At 44.9% G+C, this 17,144-nt stretch carries 15 protein-coding genes and 2 pseudogenes; 3 read left to right on the forward strand and 14 right to left on the reverse strand.

Annotation, left to right across the window (positions count from 1 at the left end; genetic code table 11):
- Positions 1 to 71: 71 nt before the first annotated feature.
- The 6 genes from PUN35_RS13180 to PUN35_RS13205 form a co-directional block, all read right to left on the reverse strand.
- Positions 72 to 1,163, reverse strand: a complete 1,092-nt coding sequence (locus PUN35_RS13180; RefSeq protein ID WP_003234715.1) for a toxic anion resistance protein — start codon at positions 1,161 to 1,163, stop codon at positions 72 to 74.
- A gap of 15 nt (positions 1,164 to 1,178) precedes the next feature.
- A complete protein-coding gene (locus tag PUN35_RS13185) occupies positions 1,179 to 2,792 on the reverse strand; it encodes a YceG family protein (RefSeq protein ID WP_014478749.1) in 1,614 nt (537 codons plus the stop codon).
- A gap of 83 nt (positions 2,793 to 2,875) precedes the next feature.
- Positions 2,876 to 3,649 carry a TerC family protein gene (locus PUN35_RS13190; RefSeq protein ID WP_003234719.1) on the reverse strand — a complete coding sequence of 258 codons (774 nt, stop codon included), beginning with the start codon at positions 3,647 to 3,649 and terminating at the stop codon, positions 2,876 to 2,878.
- Positions 3,650 to 3,700: 51 nt separating this feature from the next.
- Positions 3,701 to 4,279, reverse strand: a complete 579-nt coding sequence (locus tag PUN35_RS13195) for a TerD family protein (protein ID WP_003241242.1) — start codon at positions 4,277 to 4,279, stop codon at positions 3,701 to 3,703.
- Between the two features lie 34 nt (positions 4,280 to 4,313).
- On the reverse strand, positions 4,314 to 4,895 hold the full coding sequence (locus PUN35_RS13200; protein WP_003234723.1) for a TerD family protein: 582 nt from the start codon (positions 4,893 to 4,895) through the stop codon (positions 4,314 to 4,316).
- A gap of 21 nt (positions 4,896 to 4,916) precedes the next feature.
- Positions 4,917 to 5,516 carry a TerD family protein gene (locus tag PUN35_RS13205; protein ID WP_014478748.1) on the reverse strand — a complete coding sequence of 200 codons (600 nt, stop codon included), beginning with the start codon at positions 5,514 to 5,516 and terminating at the stop codon, positions 4,917 to 4,919.
- A gap of 283 nt (positions 5,517 to 5,799) precedes the next feature.
- On the opposite strand from PUN35_RS13205, the pseudogene PUN35_RS13210 reads away from it, so the two are divergent.
- Positions 5,800 to 6,793, forward strand: a pseudogene (locus tag PUN35_RS13210) (LLM class flavin-dependent oxidoreductase).
- A gap of 37 nt (positions 6,794 to 6,830) precedes the next feature.
- Here the strand turns inward: PUN35_RS13210 and znuB are convergent.
- The 6 genes and pseudogenes from znuB to rapJ form a co-directional block, all read right to left on the reverse strand.
- The gene (gene znuB / locus PUN35_RS13215; protein ID WP_014478745.1) at positions 6,831 to 7,673 is read right to left on the reverse strand and encodes a zinc ABC transporter permease ZnuB; all 843 of its coding nucleotides are present in this window, start codon (positions 7,671 to 7,673) and stop codon (positions 6,831 to 6,833) included.
- The gene (gene znuC, locus PUN35_RS13220; protein ID WP_014475714.1) at positions 7,631 to 8,326 is read right to left on the reverse strand and encodes a zinc ABC transporter ATP-binding protein ZnuC; all 696 of its coding nucleotides are present in this window, start codon (positions 8,324 to 8,326) and stop codon (positions 7,631 to 7,633) included. The genes znuB and znuC overlap by 43 nt, the downstream gene beginning before the upstream one ends.
- A 54-nt stretch (positions 8,327 to 8,380) precedes the next feature.
- Positions 8,381 to 9,340: a metal ABC transporter substrate-binding protein gene (locus PUN35_RS13225; protein ID WP_003234733.1), complete on the reverse strand. Its 960-nt coding sequence runs from the start codon at positions 9,338 to 9,340 to the stop codon at positions 8,381 to 8,383.
- Positions 9,341 to 9,526: 186 nt separating this feature from the next.
- On the reverse strand, positions 9,527 to 11,212 hold the full coding sequence (locus PUN35_RS13230) for a glycoside hydrolase family 13 protein (protein ID WP_031600124.1): 1,686 nt from the start codon (positions 11,210 to 11,212) through the stop codon (positions 9,527 to 9,529).
- Between the two features lie 23 nt (positions 11,213 to 11,235).
- On the reverse strand, positions 11,236 to 12,012 hold the full coding sequence (locus tag PUN35_RS13235) for an SDR family oxidoreductase (protein WP_014478742.1): 777 nt from the start codon (positions 12,010 to 12,012) through the stop codon (positions 11,236 to 11,238).
- 106 nt (positions 12,013 to 12,118) lie between these two features.
- Positions 12,119 to 13,241 (reverse strand): annotated as a pseudogene (gene rapJ, locus PUN35_RS13240) (response regulator aspartate phosphatase RapJ).
- Positions 13,242 to 13,363: 122 nt separating this feature from the next.
- On the opposite strand from rapJ, the gene cwlK reads away from it, so the two are divergent.
- Entirely contained in the window at positions 13,364 to 13,867 is a 504-nt protein-coding gene (cwlK, locus tag PUN35_RS13245; protein WP_017695036.1) for a peptidoglycan L-alanyl-D-glutamate endopeptidase CwlK, read from the forward strand.
- A 7-nt stretch (positions 13,868 to 13,874) separates the two neighbouring features.
- Here cwlK and PUN35_RS13250 read toward each other — a convergent pair whose 3' ends face one another.
- Both PUN35_RS13250 and PUN35_RS13255 read right to left on the reverse strand, forming a co-directional pair.
- The gene (locus PUN35_RS13250) at positions 13,875 to 15,236 is read right to left on the reverse strand and encodes a YcdB/YcdC domain-containing protein (RefSeq protein WP_026113616.1); all 1,362 of its coding nucleotides are present in this window, start codon (positions 15,234 to 15,236) and stop codon (positions 13,875 to 13,877) included.
- A gap of 186 nt (positions 15,237 to 15,422) precedes the next feature.
- A complete protein-coding gene (locus PUN35_RS13255) occupies positions 15,423 to 16,844 on the reverse strand; it encodes a YcdB/YcdC domain-containing protein (RefSeq protein WP_014478737.1) in 1,422 nt (473 codons plus the stop codon).
- Between the two features lie 158 nt (positions 16,845 to 17,002).
- On the opposite strand from PUN35_RS13255, the gene PUN35_RS13260 reads away from it, so the two are divergent.
- Entirely contained in the window at positions 17,003 to 17,134 is a 132-nt protein-coding gene (locus PUN35_RS13260) for a hypothetical protein (protein ID WP_003246334.1), read from the forward strand.
- Positions 17,135 to 17,144 lie beyond the last annotated feature (10 nt).

Here is a 17,144-nt window from a genome sequence, read left to right on the forward strand (position 1 = left end):
TTCAAACTTGAAGGTGTTTTTATTTGTCTCATCTTATGGGGTCAGTCCCTGTTCCACAAGCGGGGTTTTTATTATTGCTGCAATGCTGCTTTTTTAATATTATCCTGAAGCTGTGCAATTCGTCTCGCGCCGTCTTCGCGGAGGCGTTTGTTTTCTTCCTCGATTTGTTTTGTTTCCTGCATGCCGCTGACAATCGTGTTCCAAGACGATTCGATCGTTTCAATATCTATGCTCGGTCTGCCGGCCATTCTGGCAATTTCAACACTTTGGCTCGAGATGTTTTCAGCATTTCGTTTCAGCATCTCGTTTGTCCGGCGGTCAAGCTCGCTCATGGAATCAGCCACAAGCTTTTGCCGTTTCACCGTAACAGCCTGAATAATGCCGTTTTTGAAAATCGGAATGGTAATGATAAACGCGGAGTTGATTTTCCCGATCAGCTTTGCATTTCCTCGCTGCAGGAGACGGATTTGAGGTGCGGTTTGAAGCGCCACCATCCGTGCCATGTCCAGATCATACACCCGTTCCTCAAGCGCCTGAATGCCGTTGCGCAATGTATCGAGCTGCATTTGCGCCAGCTGGTTTCCGCTTGCCGCTTTTTCCTCATATGAAGGAAGGATCGACTGCATCTCTTCCAGTTTCATCTGCCCGGCAACGACGTATTTTTCAAGCTCCATATAGTATTTGATATTGTTTTCATACATTTCATCGAGCGTGTAGTTCGTCTTCGTCATCTCATCTTTGTATTTTGAAATCTCAACGTGGATTTTTTCAATCTCTCCGCCAAGCGTCTGATACTTTTTAAAGATTTTTTCAATCATGCTGCCGCCGCGTTTGAAAATTTTCGCCATTAATCCCTTTGGCTCATCAAAATCATTTTTGTCAAAGCGGTCCATGATTTTCCCAAGCTGAGTCAGCATTGTGCCGGAGTCTGTCACACTTGTTGTTTTCATCATCCCCAAGATGCGGTCAGAGAACTTGGATATTTCAACGGCCGGCTCCTTGCCGTACTCAAGCAGCTCCATTTGGTTTTTAACGTCAATTTGTTGAGCAAGCCGCTTCACTTCTGGTTCCTGACGGAGCTGAAGACGGATATCGTCAGCTTTTTGCTGGGAAATCTCTTCATTTTTATCGAGAACAAGCGGATTTTGATTTTCTGTTGTCATGCTTTTCTTCTCTCCTTATTTTTGGGTAATGGTTCTGAAGAGCCTTTTCACAAGCGAAGGCTCTTTGTAGTCCTGCTGAAACACCATGTCATCCAGCCAGTGGATATCATACTGGTCCTCTTCAATAAACTGCTCAATATCTTGGTGTCCGGGCGGATTATAAATGATGATATCGATTCCGATTTCATTCAGGAACAGCAGGGCGGCAGCATCCGAACGCGCGAGTCCGCCGCTCATTTCCGTATGATATAAAACGAGTTTCGGAACGGTTTGCGCATAGTCGAACATTTGAATCAATTTCAGCAGATTAGCAGGCAGGTTTGTTGTTTGTTTAAACAAATAGATTTGAACATCCTTGACTTGTTCCTGATGCAAAGCTTTAAGCCGCGGGTGCCTGCACATTCTCGAAATCGTTTTGGCAATGGCAGTCTGAACGCCCGCCGGCAGCTGTTTGTACTGCCACACATTGCTTGCCATCAGCTTGTCCGGATCAATGTTCCCTTCTTGATCAAGTGCGTGGCTGTAGTGAAATTGATAGTTCGACTTTATTTCTTCTGTAAATGGAAAGCTTCTGACCATTTCGGTTTCCTGATAATCCGCTAGAGTATGAAGCCTGTTCCAATATTCCTTATTGTCTTTCGACACGCCCATAATTTTGGCGAATACATTCGGAATCTCAATGGAATGTTTATCAGCTTTGAAATTCGGCCGAATAAAGGCGCGTTCTTTCGTGATTAAAAACAATTCATCATAGGTCGTTTTCAGCGTAACGGACACCGGTGTGTGATCTCTGAACTGCCACGGCTTATACAGCATGGATTCCTCGTGATTCAGCACATGTTCAATTTCCTTTGTTGAGCGGTAAGCCACTGTTGATTTCCGGTCTGGTTTTTCTTTCGGAAACGGCTGAAGCTCAGAAACATCCGGGAGCTTTTCCGTAAAACCGAGCTCCTGCTTCGGGTCGACAAGCGCCAGCTGATCGATTCCCGCCGGATGGAACAGTAGTACATCACAGCCGACCAGCATCAGATAATATAAGAAATAGAGCTGGCTTTTCGTCGCATCTCCATACCAAACAATCTTCGGCATCTCCCGCTCTATATCGGTTTTTTCCAGCCAGGGGTTCAGATGGTTTAAGGAAAACTTCGAGACATCAAGCAGCACTCTGCGAAAATCAGGATGATTCAGCCCCTTTTCATGACTGTCCGCAAAGGTATGTAAAAGCGTCATCAGCGCTTTTCTTAAATGGCGGTGCATCAGGGGATTTGAGTGCTTCGCAATCAGCTTTTCCCCGTCCAAAAAGGCAACAAAGCGGCTGACTGACAGCCCTTTTTCTTTCTGATTGATGGAATGAATATGCTGAAGCTTTTGAAATGTTTCCGGTTCGATTGTTTTATCAAGCGTTTCACTCAAAATCGTTATGCGGTCGTTTACAGACAGCTCATACAGCTCGTTATAGTAGTCCGTCTCATCAATAGGCGTGCCCAATATCTGACCGGCAAGACGAGAAAAAGAAAGGCCTTGTGCAGTTTCATAGTGATCCCGCTCCGGCAATGGCTGAAACAGCAGGCTTTTCCAATCGCCATCAGCCGGAAGTGCTTTATGAATGGTTAGTTCTTCTTGTCTCATCATATCCTCCTTTCCGGTTTGTCATTGAACGATATTTCGGTAACAAAAAAGGAAGGACATTGAACCTCCCTCCTTGTTTTGTTTTATTCTTCTTTTGAAGCGGCTGTTTGTTCGCGCACCTGCTTTTGTTTATTGATGTAGTGAATGATCAATGTTACCGCAAATGCAGCGATAATGATGATGAAGAATACAGAGTGCGGCATTTCGTAATGGAAAGCGCTCCCCGCCATTTTCAGCGCGATAATGCCGATTAACACGAATGCTGTGTTTTCCAGCTCAGGAATTTTATCAATCAGCACAAGGAACACTTTTGCCACTGTACGCATCATTAAAATACCAAGCATACCGCCGATCAGAAGCACCCATACTTTTTCAGATACTGCAAACGCGGCCAGGATGCTGTCCACAGAGAAGGCAAGATCCATTAATTCTACTGAAATGACAGTCGCCCAGAAGATCCCGAACGTGCGGACCATCCAAGAGTTTTTCTTGATGCCGTCCGCTTCCTCTTCTTTTTCGCCTATCCAGAAGTGCTTAATGACGAGCCAAGCCAGGTAAAGCGCGCCAAGCACCTTGATCCACCAGAATTTAATGAGAAGCATACCGAGCCCGATAAAAATAAACCTGAAAATATAAGCTCCAAACAAACCATACGTTAACGCTTTTTTCCGCTGTTTTTCCGGCAGGTGTTTAACCATGACCGCAAGAACAAGCGCGTTATCGGCCGATAAAAGGCCTTCCAGAACAACAAGGGAACCGATCAAACCCCAGGAAACAGGATCCGTCAGAACTTCCCCCCACATTTTCCAATCGAAAAATGAAGCATACGTAGACAAAATATGATGTAAAAAGTCCAAGTTTTTTCCTCCTATTAATTTGAAACGGTGACTTCTCTATTTGTCACTCGCTTACACTTGCAAACCGTAATTCCGGCACAATGCAGCCAGCCCGCCGGAAAATCCGCTGCCGATCGCATTGAATTTCCACTCGCCGCCGTGTCTGTAAAGCTCACAAACGACAACAGCTGTTTCAATGGAGAAGTCTTCTCCCAAATCGAAGCGAAGAAGCTCATTCTGCGTTTCTTCATCCACAACGCGGACAAATGCATTGGAAACTTGTCCAAAGTTTTGGCTGCGTGCTTCAGCGTCGTGAATGGTCACTGTGATGCCGATTTTCTCAATGTGAGCAGGGATTTTTGAGAAATCAACGATAATCTGCTCATCATCTCCGTCGCCCTCACCCGTGCGGTTGTCACCCGTATGGATGACACCGCCGCTCGGATGTTCAAGGTTATTATAGAAGACGAAATCGAGATCATTTACGCAGTTATCATGCGCATCAACTAAAAAGGCCGAAGCATCCAGGTCAAAATCGTGTCCGCCGGAGTACTTGTTTGTATCCCAGCCTAAGCCGATCACCGCTTTTGTCAGTCCCGGATTTGTTTTTGTTAAATCAATGCGCTGTCCTTTTGATAATTGAATGGCCATACTGCCTCTCTCCTTTCTGCTCTTCGTATTTGTCTTAACCGACTTGCAAACCGTAGTCTGTTGCAATGCGGGCAAGGCCGCCTTGGTAGCCTGAGCCGATTGCGGAGAATTTCCACTCGCCGTTATGTCTGTAAAGCTCCCCTGCAATGATTGCCGTTTCAATAGAGAAATCTTCTGCAAGATCGTAACGGATGAGCTCTTCATTTGTTTCTTCATTTACAATGCGGACAAACGCGTTTGATACTTGTCCAAAGTTTTGGCTGCGCGCTTCTGCATCGTGAATGGTAATAACAAATGAGATTTTATCAATGTTTGCCGGTACAGCGCTGAGATTTACTTTTACATTCTCATCGTCGCCTTCGCCAGCACCAGTCAGGTTGTCGCCTGAATGAACGACTGAACCGTTGCCGCCTTCAAGCTGGTTGTAGAAAATAAAGTCGTTTGGTGACGCGCATTTGCCTGCGGCGTCTAACAAAAACACACTTGAGTCAAGATCAAAGTCGTGTCCGCCGTCATACTTGTTCGTATCCCAGCCTAAACCGACAACAACCTTTGAAAGACCCGGATTTGTTTTTGTTAAATCTACTTTTTGTCCTTTTGCCAATGAAATTGTCATGTTTCATCCACTCCTTTTCTTTTATACGTATCGGCTGATAATATCTTCTAATCTCGTATCGTTCATGCCTTCACCAATCGCTGCAAACTTCCACTCACTGCCGCTGCGGTAGATTTCTGCTGTAATCAGGCTTGTTCTGCCGGCGTAATTGTCTCTCAAATTGTACTTGAGCATTTCCTCGTGATTAGATTGATCAACTACGCGGATAAACGCATTTTGAATCATGCCGAAATCTTGTTTTCTTCTGACACAATCGTAAATGTTCACTACAAATACAAGCTTATCGATGTTTCCAGGCACTTTATCTAAATCTATCATAATTTGCTCGTCATCGCCCGCACCGTCACCCGTCAGGTTGTCGCCTGTATGCTGTACACCGCCGCAGCGGCTTTTCAGGTTGCCGAAATAAATCAGATTTTTCTTTTCGGTGAATTTTCCGTTTTCCAGCATCAGCACTGAAGCATCACAGTCGATATTCGGACCGCCTCCGCCAAGCAGTTTGCTGAAGAATCCTCCGCCTGAGGACACTGGGTCCCAGCCGAGACCGACCATCAATTTTGACAGACCGGCTTTTCCTTTTGTTAAATCAATTCGTTGACCTTTTTCTAAAGAAATTGCCACACGATTCACTCCTACTCATCAAAATGTGAAGATAGTCACATTTATTTTTACGCTCACAAGGAAAATAAGCCGTAAATTACTAATATATACGTTTGTTATTATATCAAAGTTTCGTAAAAGTTAAGAATAATTGACGAAAAACCTCGAAAAAAAACTTCCATATTTGATATATGATTTGCAAATGCTATAAAGTGCGCTTCTTAAACAAACCATTTGACGCGGGCAAGTCATTTTGCCTATTCTTGTGTCACCATCTAAAAACAGACAGAAAGGAAGCGGCCTTTTGATTCATTTAAGCATACTTGATCAGGCACCTGTTTCTAAAGGAGAAAGCCCAGTGTCAACTCTCCAGCATTCGGTTGAGCTTGCCCAATTTAGCGAAGAGTGGGGCTATAAGCGTTATTGGTTTGCCGAGCATCACAGCACGAAAGGACTGGCAAGCACAGCGCCTGAAATCATGATCGCCCGCATCGCAGCACAGACAAACACCATTCGTGTCGGATCAGGCGGCGTGCTTCTGCCCCAATACAGCCCATTTAAAGTGGCTGAAACCTTTCGCCAGCTTGAGGCTCTGTATCCAAACCGGATTGACCTCGGCGTCGGCCGTTCCCCCGGCGGCACGACAAAAACCAGGCTTGCATTAACGGACGGGGTGAAAAAGCTTAACCGAATTTAACAGACAGCTGCAGGATGTCTCTTATTTTCTAACAGATACCCTTCCTCCCGACCATCCGTATGCCGGAATCAAAGCGGCGCCCCTTATTGGCACGGCACCCGAGCTATGGGTGCTCGGTCTTGGTGAAAACAGCGCAAGACGCGCGGCGCACCAGGGGATTGGATATGTGTTTGGGCATTTCATTAATCCCGAGCGAGGAGAAAATGCATTCCGCATCTACCGGGAAAGCTTTCGGCCCTCAGCCCATTTTTCGAAACCGTCCGCACTGTTTACGATTTTTGTCATTTGCGCAAAAACAGATGAAGAGGCAGAAGAACTCGCATTAAGCCAGGATTTGTGGCTTCTTCGCGTCGGGAAAGGCTTGGACAGCCGCGTGCCAAGCATCGAGGAAGCCAAAGCCCATCCCTACACAGCGTCCGATAAAAAACTCATAGAAGAAAACAGAAAGCGGATGGTGATCGGTTCTCCAACCACTGTCAAACAGCAGCTGTTAGACCTCACAGGCCGCTACGAAACAAATGAAATCATGGTTCTGTGCAATGTGTTTGATTTTGAAGCGAAAAAAGAATCGTATGAGCGCCTTGCCGGATTGTTTCTATAAAAAAAGCAGTTTTCCCTAGGGAAAACTGCTTTTCATGTTATCGATGCCTTTTTTTGCGCTGAGCTTCTTTTTTGATAAACGTCCAAACTCCCTGAACTGCAAATCCGATTAATAGCAAAACAATCAATAGCAGGGTAATAGACGGACCTGGCGGCGTCCCGAGCTGATAGGATGATGTCAGTCCCGTAAATACGCTGAATAACGAAATGAGTATGGCTGTAATGAAAACCATGTTAAAGCCTTTTGCAATTCTGATGGCGAATGCTGCCGGCAATACGAGCAGGGCTGATACAAGAAGGACCCCGATGATCGGAATAATGACTGAAATCGCAAGGCCTGTGACAATACTGAATGACAACGAGAGAACGTTTGTATTGATTCCCGATGTTTTGGCTGTTGCTTCATCAAACGTCAGCAGGTAGAGCGGCCTTCTCAGTACGATAAAATAAAGCAGGATCAGCAGTGTGATAATACTGATAATATAGACCTGCTGCTGGTTTACTGTCACAAGCGATCCAAATAGGTATTGATCAATGCTCATATTGGCTGTGCCTTTGGAAAGGCTGATTAAAAACATCGCGAAGGACAAACCAGCTGCCATTAAGATGGCAATGGACACTTCTGAATAAGTCCGATACGCCCGCCGCATGTATTCAATTCCGATCGCGCCGATGGTCACGACGACTATGCTTGCTGCGGTTATATTGGTGCTGAGAAAAAAGCCGATGGCAACACCTGACAATGAGATATGTGAAAGTGTGTCAGCCATTAAGGCCTGTCTTCTGAGAACGAGATACACTCCTAGTATCGGAGCCATGACGGCGATCATGCCGCCTGCTAGAAAAGCTCGTCGCATGAATTCCAAGTCAAACATTTCCATCCGCCTTTTTCTCCTCTCTCTAATCGAATCACTTTATCTAAAAATTGCTGTACTTCGTTTTGTTCGTGAGTAACCATCACAACTGTGCGGTTGTGATTTTTCACAAGGTGATGCATAAATTCGTAAAATCCTTTTCTGCTGTCGTAATCAACAGCTGTCGTCGGTTCGTCCAGCATCAGCAGATCCGGGTTGCTGGCGAGCATTCTGGCGATACAGATTTTCTGTTTCTGTCCGCCTGATAAATCACCGATTTTACGATGACGGAGCTCCCACATTTCCACCATTTTCAGTGCTTTTTCTACTTCAAGATGATCTTCTTCATTTAAACGTTTAAACCATTTCCCTTTTGTATAGCGGCCTGACTGAACAAGCTCCAGCACCGTGCTCGGAAAGCCGGCATTAAATGAAGAAATTTGCTGCGGGACGTACCCTATGGTCAGGCGTTTCCCTTCTGTATTCCTTTTACTGATCGTCACTGTGCCTTCCCACGGTTTCAGCATGCCCAGCATTACCTTTATGAGCGTCGATTTAGAGGCGCCGTTTGGCCCAGTGATGCCGACGAACTCACCGCTTTCAATATCAAGTGATACTTTATCTAAAACAGGCGTATGGGAATAGCCGAAAACGATATCTTTCAATGAGACGAGATTCATGTTAATCTTCCTTTCTCACAAAGAAATAGTGTGCACCCTCCGGCGCACACTATCTTATGATTTAACCAATAGTGAATCTTTCAGGGCATCGAGGTTTTGTTTCATAATGTCGATATACCCTAAACCTTTATCCTGTTCTTCTTTGCTCAAGCCTTCCAGTGTATTCAGCACTTCTGTCTTCGCGCCGATTTCACTGGCGAGCGTATCTGCGACCTTTGAGGATGCAATTTCTTCAAAGTAAATAACTTTTACATTATGTTCTTTGGCATATGTTTTCAGCTTTGCCAAGCTGGCTGCGCTCGGTTCTTGGTCAGGTGACAGCCCTGCAATCGGAACCTGCTTCAAGCCGTATTCTTTTGCCAGATAGCCAAAAGCTGTATGCTGCGTGATAAATTCTTTTTTCTCCGCTTTTTTTGCGGTTGTACGATATAGTTTATCAAGATCCTGCAGTTTTGCAATATATTCTTTACTATTTTTCTCATAGTATTCTTTGTTATCCGGGTCCTGCTTCACGATTTGAGCCGTAATATTTTTAACTTCCTTCTGTGCCAGAACAGGGCTGAGCCATACGTGAGGATCCATTGCATGACTGTGCTCATGCTCCCCATGATCATGCTCTTCGTGTTCTTCTTCAGAGCCTTCCATTAAATCAATACCTTTGCTTGCATTAACGAAAACGGCATGGCCTTGGCCCATGCTTTTTTCAGCTGACGGAACCCATGTCTCCATGTATTCACTATTATAAACGAACAAATCAGCATCCTGAATGTTAGCAATGTCTTTCGGCGTCGGTTCCCAATCATGCGGTTCAACGGAAGATGGGATTAACAGATCCACATCGCCTTTGTCTTTTACAATTTGTTTTGTGAATTCATACATCGGGTAGAACGTTGTGACAACGTGCAGTTTATCACCCTTTGAATCCGCCGACCCTTTTGTTGATGAGTTACCGCATGCTGCAACTAATAAAAAGCACGCTGCAATCACAAACAAACCGCTCCATTTTTTAAACATATCGTATATCCCCTCTTTTTCAGTAACTTTAAATCAAAATGATAACGATTTTGTAATCCTATATCATAATAAACCGAAGTCATTACGTTTTGCAATAATAAATTTCATTTTCATTTATTCTTCCCGCCTGCAGAGCGAATATATGTACTAAAAAACCCGGCTAAGAATGCCGGGCTACTTCAATCATTAGTTTGTTTTGTCCAAAAGATAGACCCTGCTCTCATAAGGCCGGAACACCATTTCGTCAGCAAGATCATCGTTGTTATAATTGCTGAGAAGCAGAGAGGCCTGAGCTTTGCCGCAGTTCTTAGGCCACTGAAAAACAGCCTGCTCTTTTGAAAAATTATTGACCGACAAAAGCTGCTGTTTACTGTTTTCTCTCATGTATACAAACAACTGCGGATCATCCGGAAGCAAAAGATCAAAGCTCCCTTTCACGAGGTCAGCGTACTGCTTTCTCAGGCTGATCAGCTTTTTGTAATAAATTAAGACAGAATCAGGATCTCCCTGCGCTTCCTCCACATTGATTGCGGTGAAGTTCGGATTGACCTTCAGCCAAGGCGTGCCGTCAGTAAATCCGGCATTTTTGCCGCTGTTCCACTGCATCGGGGTCCGGGCGTGATCCCGGCTTTTGGCTAAGATCGATCTCATCACATCATTTGGATCATAGCCTTTTTCAAACACCCGTTTATGATACATATTGATCGTTTGGATATCTTTGTAGTCTTCAATCCGGGTAAACGGCGCGTTTGTCATCCCGATTTCTTCTCCCTGATAAATATACGGCGTGCCCTTCATAAAATAAAGTACGGTTGCCAGCATTTTCGCTGATGTTTTGCGGTATTCCCCATCGTCTCCGAATCTGGACACAATCCGGGGCTGGTCGTGGTTGCACCAAAACAATGTATTCCAGCCTTGATGTTCAAGCTTCTTTTGCCATTTTGTCAAAACCGATTTTAAATCAGAAAGCTCAAGGGGCTTCAAATCCCAATGTTCTTTTCCGGGCTGCTGATCAAGCTCCATATGCTGAAAGTGAAAAATCATATTCAGCTCATGCTTATCTGTTCCCGTAAATTTCAGGCCTTCTTCCGGTGTGACACTGCCGACCTCTCCGACAGACATGACATCATATTGGGAAAACACTTCATCTGTCATTTCTTTTAAATAGTCATGGATTTGTTCGCCATTTGGCTGAAAGGGCTTCGGCTCTGCCTGCTGATTGATATAGTCCTCATACGAAGGAAGATATTCTTTCTTAGAAATGAGATGGAGCTGATCAATTCGCAAACCGTCGACCCCTTTATCGAGCCAAAATTTCATCATGTCATACACCGCCTGGCGAACTTCGGGATTTTCCCAGTTTAAATCAGCTTGTTTGACGGCATTCATATGGAGATAGTATTCTCCGGTGTGCTCTTCGTATTGCCAGACCGGGCATCCATAGTTTGAGAGCCAGTCCGTCGGCGGGCCGTTCTTTGTGCCGGGACGCCAATAATAATAGCTGCGGTATTTGCTGTTTTTGTCCAGCTCCGCTTCTTTAAACCACGGATGCTCGACCGAGGTGTGATTTAACACAAAGTCCATCACCAGCTTTAATCCCCGCTGATGCACCTGGTCCAGCAGCTCGTGAAAATCGTCCATTGTTCCGTAAGAATCCATAATCGCCTTATGGTTTGTCACATCATACCCGTAATCAACATTCGGAGAAGGATAGATCGGGCAAATCCAAATCACATCTGCCCCGAGTTCCTTTATGTAGTCAAGACGGGAAATAATCCCCCGCAAGTCCCCAATTCCGTCTCCATCGCTGTCCTGAAAGCTTCTCGGGTAAATTTGGTACACCACTGCATCCTTCCACCAGTCTGTTTTCATCCCGCAATCCCCTGTTTTGTGTTCTATTCAAGCTGAGACGGATAAAGTGTCATCCCGCCATCGACGAAAAGTGTTGTGCCGGTCACATAGCTTGCTTCCTCAGATACGAGCCAAGCCGCTGCTGCCGCCACTTCTTCAGGCTTTCCGAAGGCTTGCATCGGGATTTTTTTCAATTGTTTTTGCCTGCTCTCTTCCTTTTTCGTATCAACATTTGATTCTGTGGCAATGGTGCCGGGCGCTATCGCATTGACGCGGATTTCCTTATCCGCATAATTGAGCGCCAGCGTTTCCGTCATCATCTTGATGCCGCCTTTGGATGTGGAATACTGAACGTTGACAGGGCGCGGAATCTGCTGATGAACACTTGAGATATTCAGCACATTGCCCTTGATATTGTTTTTCATCATGTGGTTAAGTGCTGCTTTCGCTCCCAGAAAGGTTCCGGTAACATTGACATCAATTACTCTCTGCCAATCTTCAAGACTCATCTCATGCGGCATCGCCTCATCACCGTTAAAACCGGAGTTGTTTACCATCACATCGAGCGTGCCGAAATGCTCTAAAGCTGTGTCCAAGAGCGCCTGAATCCCCTCTTCTTTTGACACGTCCGCCTCAACTGCGACGGCTTTCCCTCCGTTCTGCTTAATGATTTCCAGAGTTTCATCTGCTCCAGACGGGTCGCTGTGGTAATTTACAACAACATTCATTTTCTCCTGTCCGAACCGTTCCGCAATGGCTTTCCCGATTCCTTTTGAAGACCCTGTCACAATCGCTGTTTTTCCGGTTAAATCTTTGTACATACTTGATATCCTCCTCTGTTTCTCACTATGCAGTGGAAAATACCCTGTTTTTCCGAGTTGAAAACAGCACAAAAAAAGCAGAGAACCTGTAGTTCTCTGCCATTTCCTATTGAAAACGCTGCTCGGCAAGCTTCTTTTTAATATTCAGCAGCCTGCGGTAAAAGAAAGCGGCGGACTCGTAATGTTCCAGCTGATTGAAACGTTCCGCTGTATCATGCAGCAGATCTTCGGCGTCGGCAAGAAGCTGCCTGGATTCCAGCAGGTCAAAGCATTCTGTAAGCACGTTCAGGTCGCCGCTTCCAAGATACAGTTCATGAATGAGGCGGAATTTCGTCAAGTACATGTCATCCTCCCATTCAGCCGCGCTCTTTTATCCCGCGATCATACGCCTCTGCTGCCTTGTCGTATTTTCCCTCTTTACAGTAGATATGGGTCAGTGAAAATACAGCTTGAACAGCTTGCTGAAAGTTGTGCTCCTCAAAAATGGCGGCGGCTGTTTTGAAATAGCCCTCCGCTTCTTTGTAGTCACCCAGACTGTACTTACAGTGTCCGACATTATAATAGGCAGCGGCGATCATGTACGCTTCTTCAAGCTGCCTGGCATGATCTAAAGCGCTGCACAAGTGGGTCAGTGCTTTTTCATGATGATACACATCGGTCAAATTTCCGGCGATGATAAATTCACACTGAACCCGGCGGCGACCGTACAGCTCATATTTCGTATAGATATCAAGCGCCTGGCTCGCATAATTCATGGAAAAATACGTTTGTTTGATGTGATAATACACTTCTGCGACTTTAAAAAGAAACTCAGCTTTTTCGATCTCATCCTCGACATACTCGAGCTTTTCCTCGGCATGTTTATAATGGTCGATCGCTAATATGAAATTTTTCTGCTTGAATTCGTACATTCCTCTGAAATAATAAAAGTAGTATTCCAGTAAGCCCGTGAGTTTTTGCTGATTGCTTTCAATTTCGTTCAGCATATCAGAGAACGGAGGCTTGGTGTCGCTGTCTTTCACCGGCATCAGCTTATCAAGCATGATTCGATGCCGGAATTCCATCAAAGAAAAATATAAAAGCAAGTCCTGGTTCTCTTCCATATCTTCTAAATCGTATTCAATCTCCTGCTTTAACGCTTCTGCTTGATCTGCTTCAAATGCGCGAATGAGCTTGTACCATTCATTCAGCTTTACTGCTACTTCTTCTGATGGAATCTTTGCTCTCATCGGTCTGCCTCCTTCCTCCTGCTACTATTTATGTTATATTTTATCATAGCTGTTCGCTTTTAGAGAGAGTCAATCACTTAAAAGCGTTAACATTCAGCACATCTTGAGAAAGTGAGACCGATATGAAGTTACCCGCAAAAACATTTGTTATCTTATGTATTCTATTTCTTCTAGATCTTTGTTTTAGTTATATTCGGCATGAATGGCATTCTCAAAACGCCTTGCAGGACATGCCTGTCCCCTCGGATCTTCATCCGATTGTGAAGCAGAATGCCGATGCACTCAAAGCCGCTGCAGCGAATAAAGGCATTACCGTCGTCATTACTGAAGGATTTAGGTCCTTTAAGGAACAAGATGAATTATATAAACAGGGACGTACAAAAAAAGGGAATATTGTCACCTATGCAAGAGGAGGGGAATCGTATCATAACTATGGTTTAGCGATTGATTTCGCCCTTCAAAAAAAGGATGGAAGCATCATATGGGATATGGAATATGACGGCAATCAAAACGGAAAATCAGATTGGCTGGAGGTTGTCGAGATCGCTAAGACACTCGGTTTTGAATGGGGCGGGGATTGGAAACGATTCAAGGACTACCCCCACTTGGAGATGATTCCTAACTAGACACCCCTCACAGCCTTTTCTTTTTCCTTATGTGCGCATCAATATAGGAAGGGTAAACCGGCTTATAGACAAGTTTGTAGTGCTGGTCACTGCCTGCAGTAAAGTCAGGCTGCCATTCCAGCTTCACATCAAAAGCGGCTAAAAACGCTTCTCTCGCTTCTTCAGCGGAAACATCCGGCCTGTGATTTATCGCTTCCAATTGTTCAGGTTCAATATCAGGCGCCATAAAAGCGTCAATCAACCCAGTTTCCGGATTGACAATGATGCGGGCAGCGCCGAACCGCAGCGGCACTCCTTTATACCAGACAGAAAAATGGTTGCGGACTCTCCCTCTTTCATCAATTCGGACGGGATTCACCCTGAAAAACTCAGCCGCTCTCGGATAGAGGGCATACAAAAATTGAAGCGCTATCTCTTGGCATTCTTCCGTGGAGCATTGGCGGTTGTTCGGCCGCTCCATAAAAGAAAGCGCTGCTTTTAATTTTCCGGTTCTTTTATCCGTCTTCATTTTGATTGTGTTTTTATTTCTCGTTTCAAAATAGCTTCTTATGCTTAAATCCTTACGCTCCGGCGCAGCGCCTCTGCGCCATGTGCTTCCAATTTGTTCTCCAAAGTCTCTTTCACTGACTTTCTGCATATCAGAGGTAAAACCCAGCAAGGCAAATATATCAACTTCTTCCTTGTTCTGAAGCGGCGGCAGTGGCGCCGTGTTTTCTATTCTTTCATCTGCGATATGCTGGTCGGGCACAATTTCGTCTACATCTGCGGGATAGCTGTATCCCGGGAGAATCGGTTCATATACAAGCCTTGGTTCCTGTTCGCCATCAATGACATCGTACATCAGCTCAAAAGACATTGTGTTTAAGTAATGGGACACAACCTTCTCTTTTGCTACAAATTCCGTCGGAACTTCGGCTTTATGCCCTTCCCCGTAATATAGAAAGTGGACAACCTGACCGCTGCGTGTCATATCAATTAAAAAGCCTGAATTGGGAATCGGAAGCCCCAGCTCCATTTTGGTATAGACAAACCGGATGTGCTGCCCCCGTTCTTCCTTGCCTTGAAAATGAAAATTCATAAATGTGCCGGGATGATGGACAGCGGCAAACTGAAGAGCCGTCAGCTTCAGCTCGGCATCTGGAAGTTGTTTGTCTGTCTCGGAGCGGACAGTTGTTGAAAAGGTGAGCAAAGCGCCGTCATTTCTAAGTTCAACTGTAATGTGCTTTTCCGGATCTTTAGGGTCCTTCCAGATAAAATATGCCTGCCCGTTCTTCTTTTGCTTTTGGTCGTAATCTTCTATCTCAAGCTCATAATGCGTCGGTACATTTCCGATCTCCTGCGCCTTCTTTTTCAGCTGTTTATTAACCAATGAAGTCATCCCTTTCAAAGAGTCTACGACAAAGAGAATCCTGTTTATTATATAAAAAGACCTTTCTTCATTTAAAGTGAAGAAAGGTCCTTTTCTATTATTGTCATTGTTTTTCGAGATTCTTTCTGTTACTTTCATCACATACTCTCTTCTATACCTGAGGCAATTGCGTGACTTTTGGCTGTATTACCATGAGCTGAAGACAGGCTCTCCTGTATGTGCATCGATAAAACGCGGAAACACCGGCTTATAGACGAGCCGGTAGCTGTGTTCTTCATCATCTCCGTACTCTCTTTCCCAGCCAAGCTCAACTTTAAAATGCTGCCAAAAGATAGCCTTGGCTTGTTCAACTGAAATGGCCGGAATGGGATCAATGGCTGCCAGCTTATTTGGGTCAATATCCGGTCCCATATAAACGGTGATATCCCCTGTCTGGCGGCTGACACAAATTCTGATCTGCCCAAATCGGATCGGAACTCCGTGACAATGCGCTTCAAACGTAAAACCAGCGACTGCGTTTTCTTCTTCATCTTTTTCGTCGTATCTGATCCTAAAATATTGATCGGCATTCGGAAATAAAGCAAATAGAAAGCGAAGCGCGATTTTTTCACACTCTGCCAAGGTTACTGTCAGCGGCCCTTTTTTCTCCATAAATGACATGACGCCTTCGAGTTTTCCTGTTTCTTTGTTATAGATGGTTTTCAGCACTTGATGAGTCCGTCCCTTAAACCAGCTGTCCATGCTTTTATCCGCCGGCTGATACACAGGGTCATCCGGATTCCGCCAAACGATTCCGATTCTCCCATCTCCCAAATCCGCTTCCCGCTCTTTGACAAACCCATTTTCAATACCAATCATGCTGTCAGGATCGGCCTTTTCGCGGATGCCCTCGAATAAAGGGAGAGGAAAGCTCTCCGGCTCCCTGTAATCATCGTCATTATCAACTCCTCCTTGTTCTTCTTGAACCAAATCCGCAGGTACGGTAATCGCCCTGCATTCAGGCTCATACACCAAATGCGGCTGATCATCTCCGTTTTTGTAAACAGAACGATGGAGAACCTCAAACAAAAGGTCGAACTCCACGTCCTTCTTGATAAAGGCAAGTGCCTCTTCAACATCCGCGACCCTCTTTGGCTTGATGATGCTGCCCGCTTCGCCGTAATAGCGGAAATAAACGATCTCACCTGATAAGGAAACATCAGCCATAAATCCGCTCATGGGGAGAGGAAGCCCAGCCTCCATTTGAACATATGAAAATCTCACTTTATCGCCGTATGCATGGTCATTTTCTTCACGAACAAAGGCAGAGAGTGCCCCCGGATGATGAGTCTCGACAAATTGGCGCATGATATCCTCTAGTTTCTCCTCAGACAGCCTTTTTCCGCTTTCAGGCTCAATATCACGGGAAAGGGATTCCAGCTCCCCGTCCGGTCCAAGTTCCACGATAATGCCGATATTCTCATCCTGAGGATCTGTCCAACAAAAATAGGCTCTTTTGTCATCACTGCCATAATCTTCAATTTCCAGTTTTAAGTGTGTCGGCACCCGGCCGATTTCCAGTGCTTTTTGTTTCAGTCCCTCTTTCTTCACAAAGGCGGCCCCTTTCATCCTTCTTAAGTTCCCTCCAACTAATCAAAAAGTAATAGTCTAAAATACATAAAAAGTTACAACGGAATTAATTTTAAGATTATTAGCTTTTATATTGAATAGGTTCATCATCCTATTTTTGGTGAAAAATGTTCTGGTAAAACTGGTAAGGTCCATTCATGACAAAGGAGGGCGGAGTTTCCAGAAAATCCGGTGAAAACCGTGAGAAAAGAACTGATTTTTTTGGTTATATGATGCTAATCCATTCAAAAAGATCCATTTCTCAAAGACAAAAGACTCCCCTTTCCTAAACCATTTGAG

The sequence above is a fragment of the Bacillus sp. N3378-2at genome, assembly GCF_033412715.1.
In the GTDB taxonomy this organism is placed as follows: Bacteria; Bacillota; Bacilli; order Bacillales; family Bacillaceae; genus Bacillus; species Bacillus subtilis.

What these genes read in the sequence shown, in the direction of transcription:
- PUN35_RS13235 (WP_014478742.1), bottom strand. Translation starts at nt 12,012, where the DNA reads ATGTACAAAGATTTAACCGGAAAAACAGCGATTGTGACAGGGTCTTCA.
- PUN35_RS13180 (WP_003234715.1), bottom strand. Translation starts at nt 1,163, where the DNA reads ATGACAACAGAAAATCAAAATCCGCTTGTTCTCGATAAAAATGAAGAG.
- PUN35_RS13260 (WP_003246334.1), top strand. Translation starts at nt 17,003, where the DNA reads ATGACAAAGGAGGGCGGAGTTTCCAGAAAATCCGGTGAAAACCGTGAG.
- PUN35_RS13225 (WP_003234733.1), bottom strand. Translation starts at nt 9,340, where the DNA reads ATGTTTAAAAAATGGAGCGGTTTGTTTGTGATTGCAGCGTGCTTTTTA.
- znuB (WP_014478745.1), bottom strand. Translation starts at nt 7,673, where the DNA reads ATGGAAATGTTTGACTTGGAATTCATGCGACGAGCTTTTCTAGCAGGC.
- znuC (WP_014475714.1), bottom strand. Translation starts at nt 8,326, where the DNA reads ATGAATCTCGTCTCATTGAAAGATATCGTTTTCGGCTATTCCCATACG.
- PUN35_RS13230 (WP_031600124.1), bottom strand. Translation starts at nt 11,212, where the DNA reads ATGAAAACAGACTGGTGGAAGGATGCAGTGGTGTACCAAATTTACCCG.
- PUN35_RS13195 (WP_003241242.1), bottom strand. Translation starts at nt 4,279, where the DNA reads ATGGCCATTCAATTATCAAAAGGACAGCGCATTGATTTAACAAAAACA.
- PUN35_RS13185 (WP_014478749.1), bottom strand. Translation starts at nt 2,792, where the DNA reads ATGAGACAAGAAGAACTAACCATTCATAAAGCACTTCCGGCTGATGGC.
- PUN35_RS13255 (WP_014478737.1), bottom strand. Translation starts at nt 16,844, where the DNA reads ATGAAAGGGGCCGCCTTTGTGAAGAAAGAGGGACTGAAACAAAAAGCA.
- PUN35_RS13200 (WP_003234723.1), bottom strand. Translation starts at nt 4,895, where the DNA reads ATGACAATTTCATTGGCAAAAGGACAAAAAGTAGATTTAACAAAAACA.
- cwlK (WP_017695036.1), top strand. Translation starts at nt 13,364, where the DNA reads ATGAAGTTACCCGCAAAAACATTTGTTATCTTATGTATTCTATTTCTT.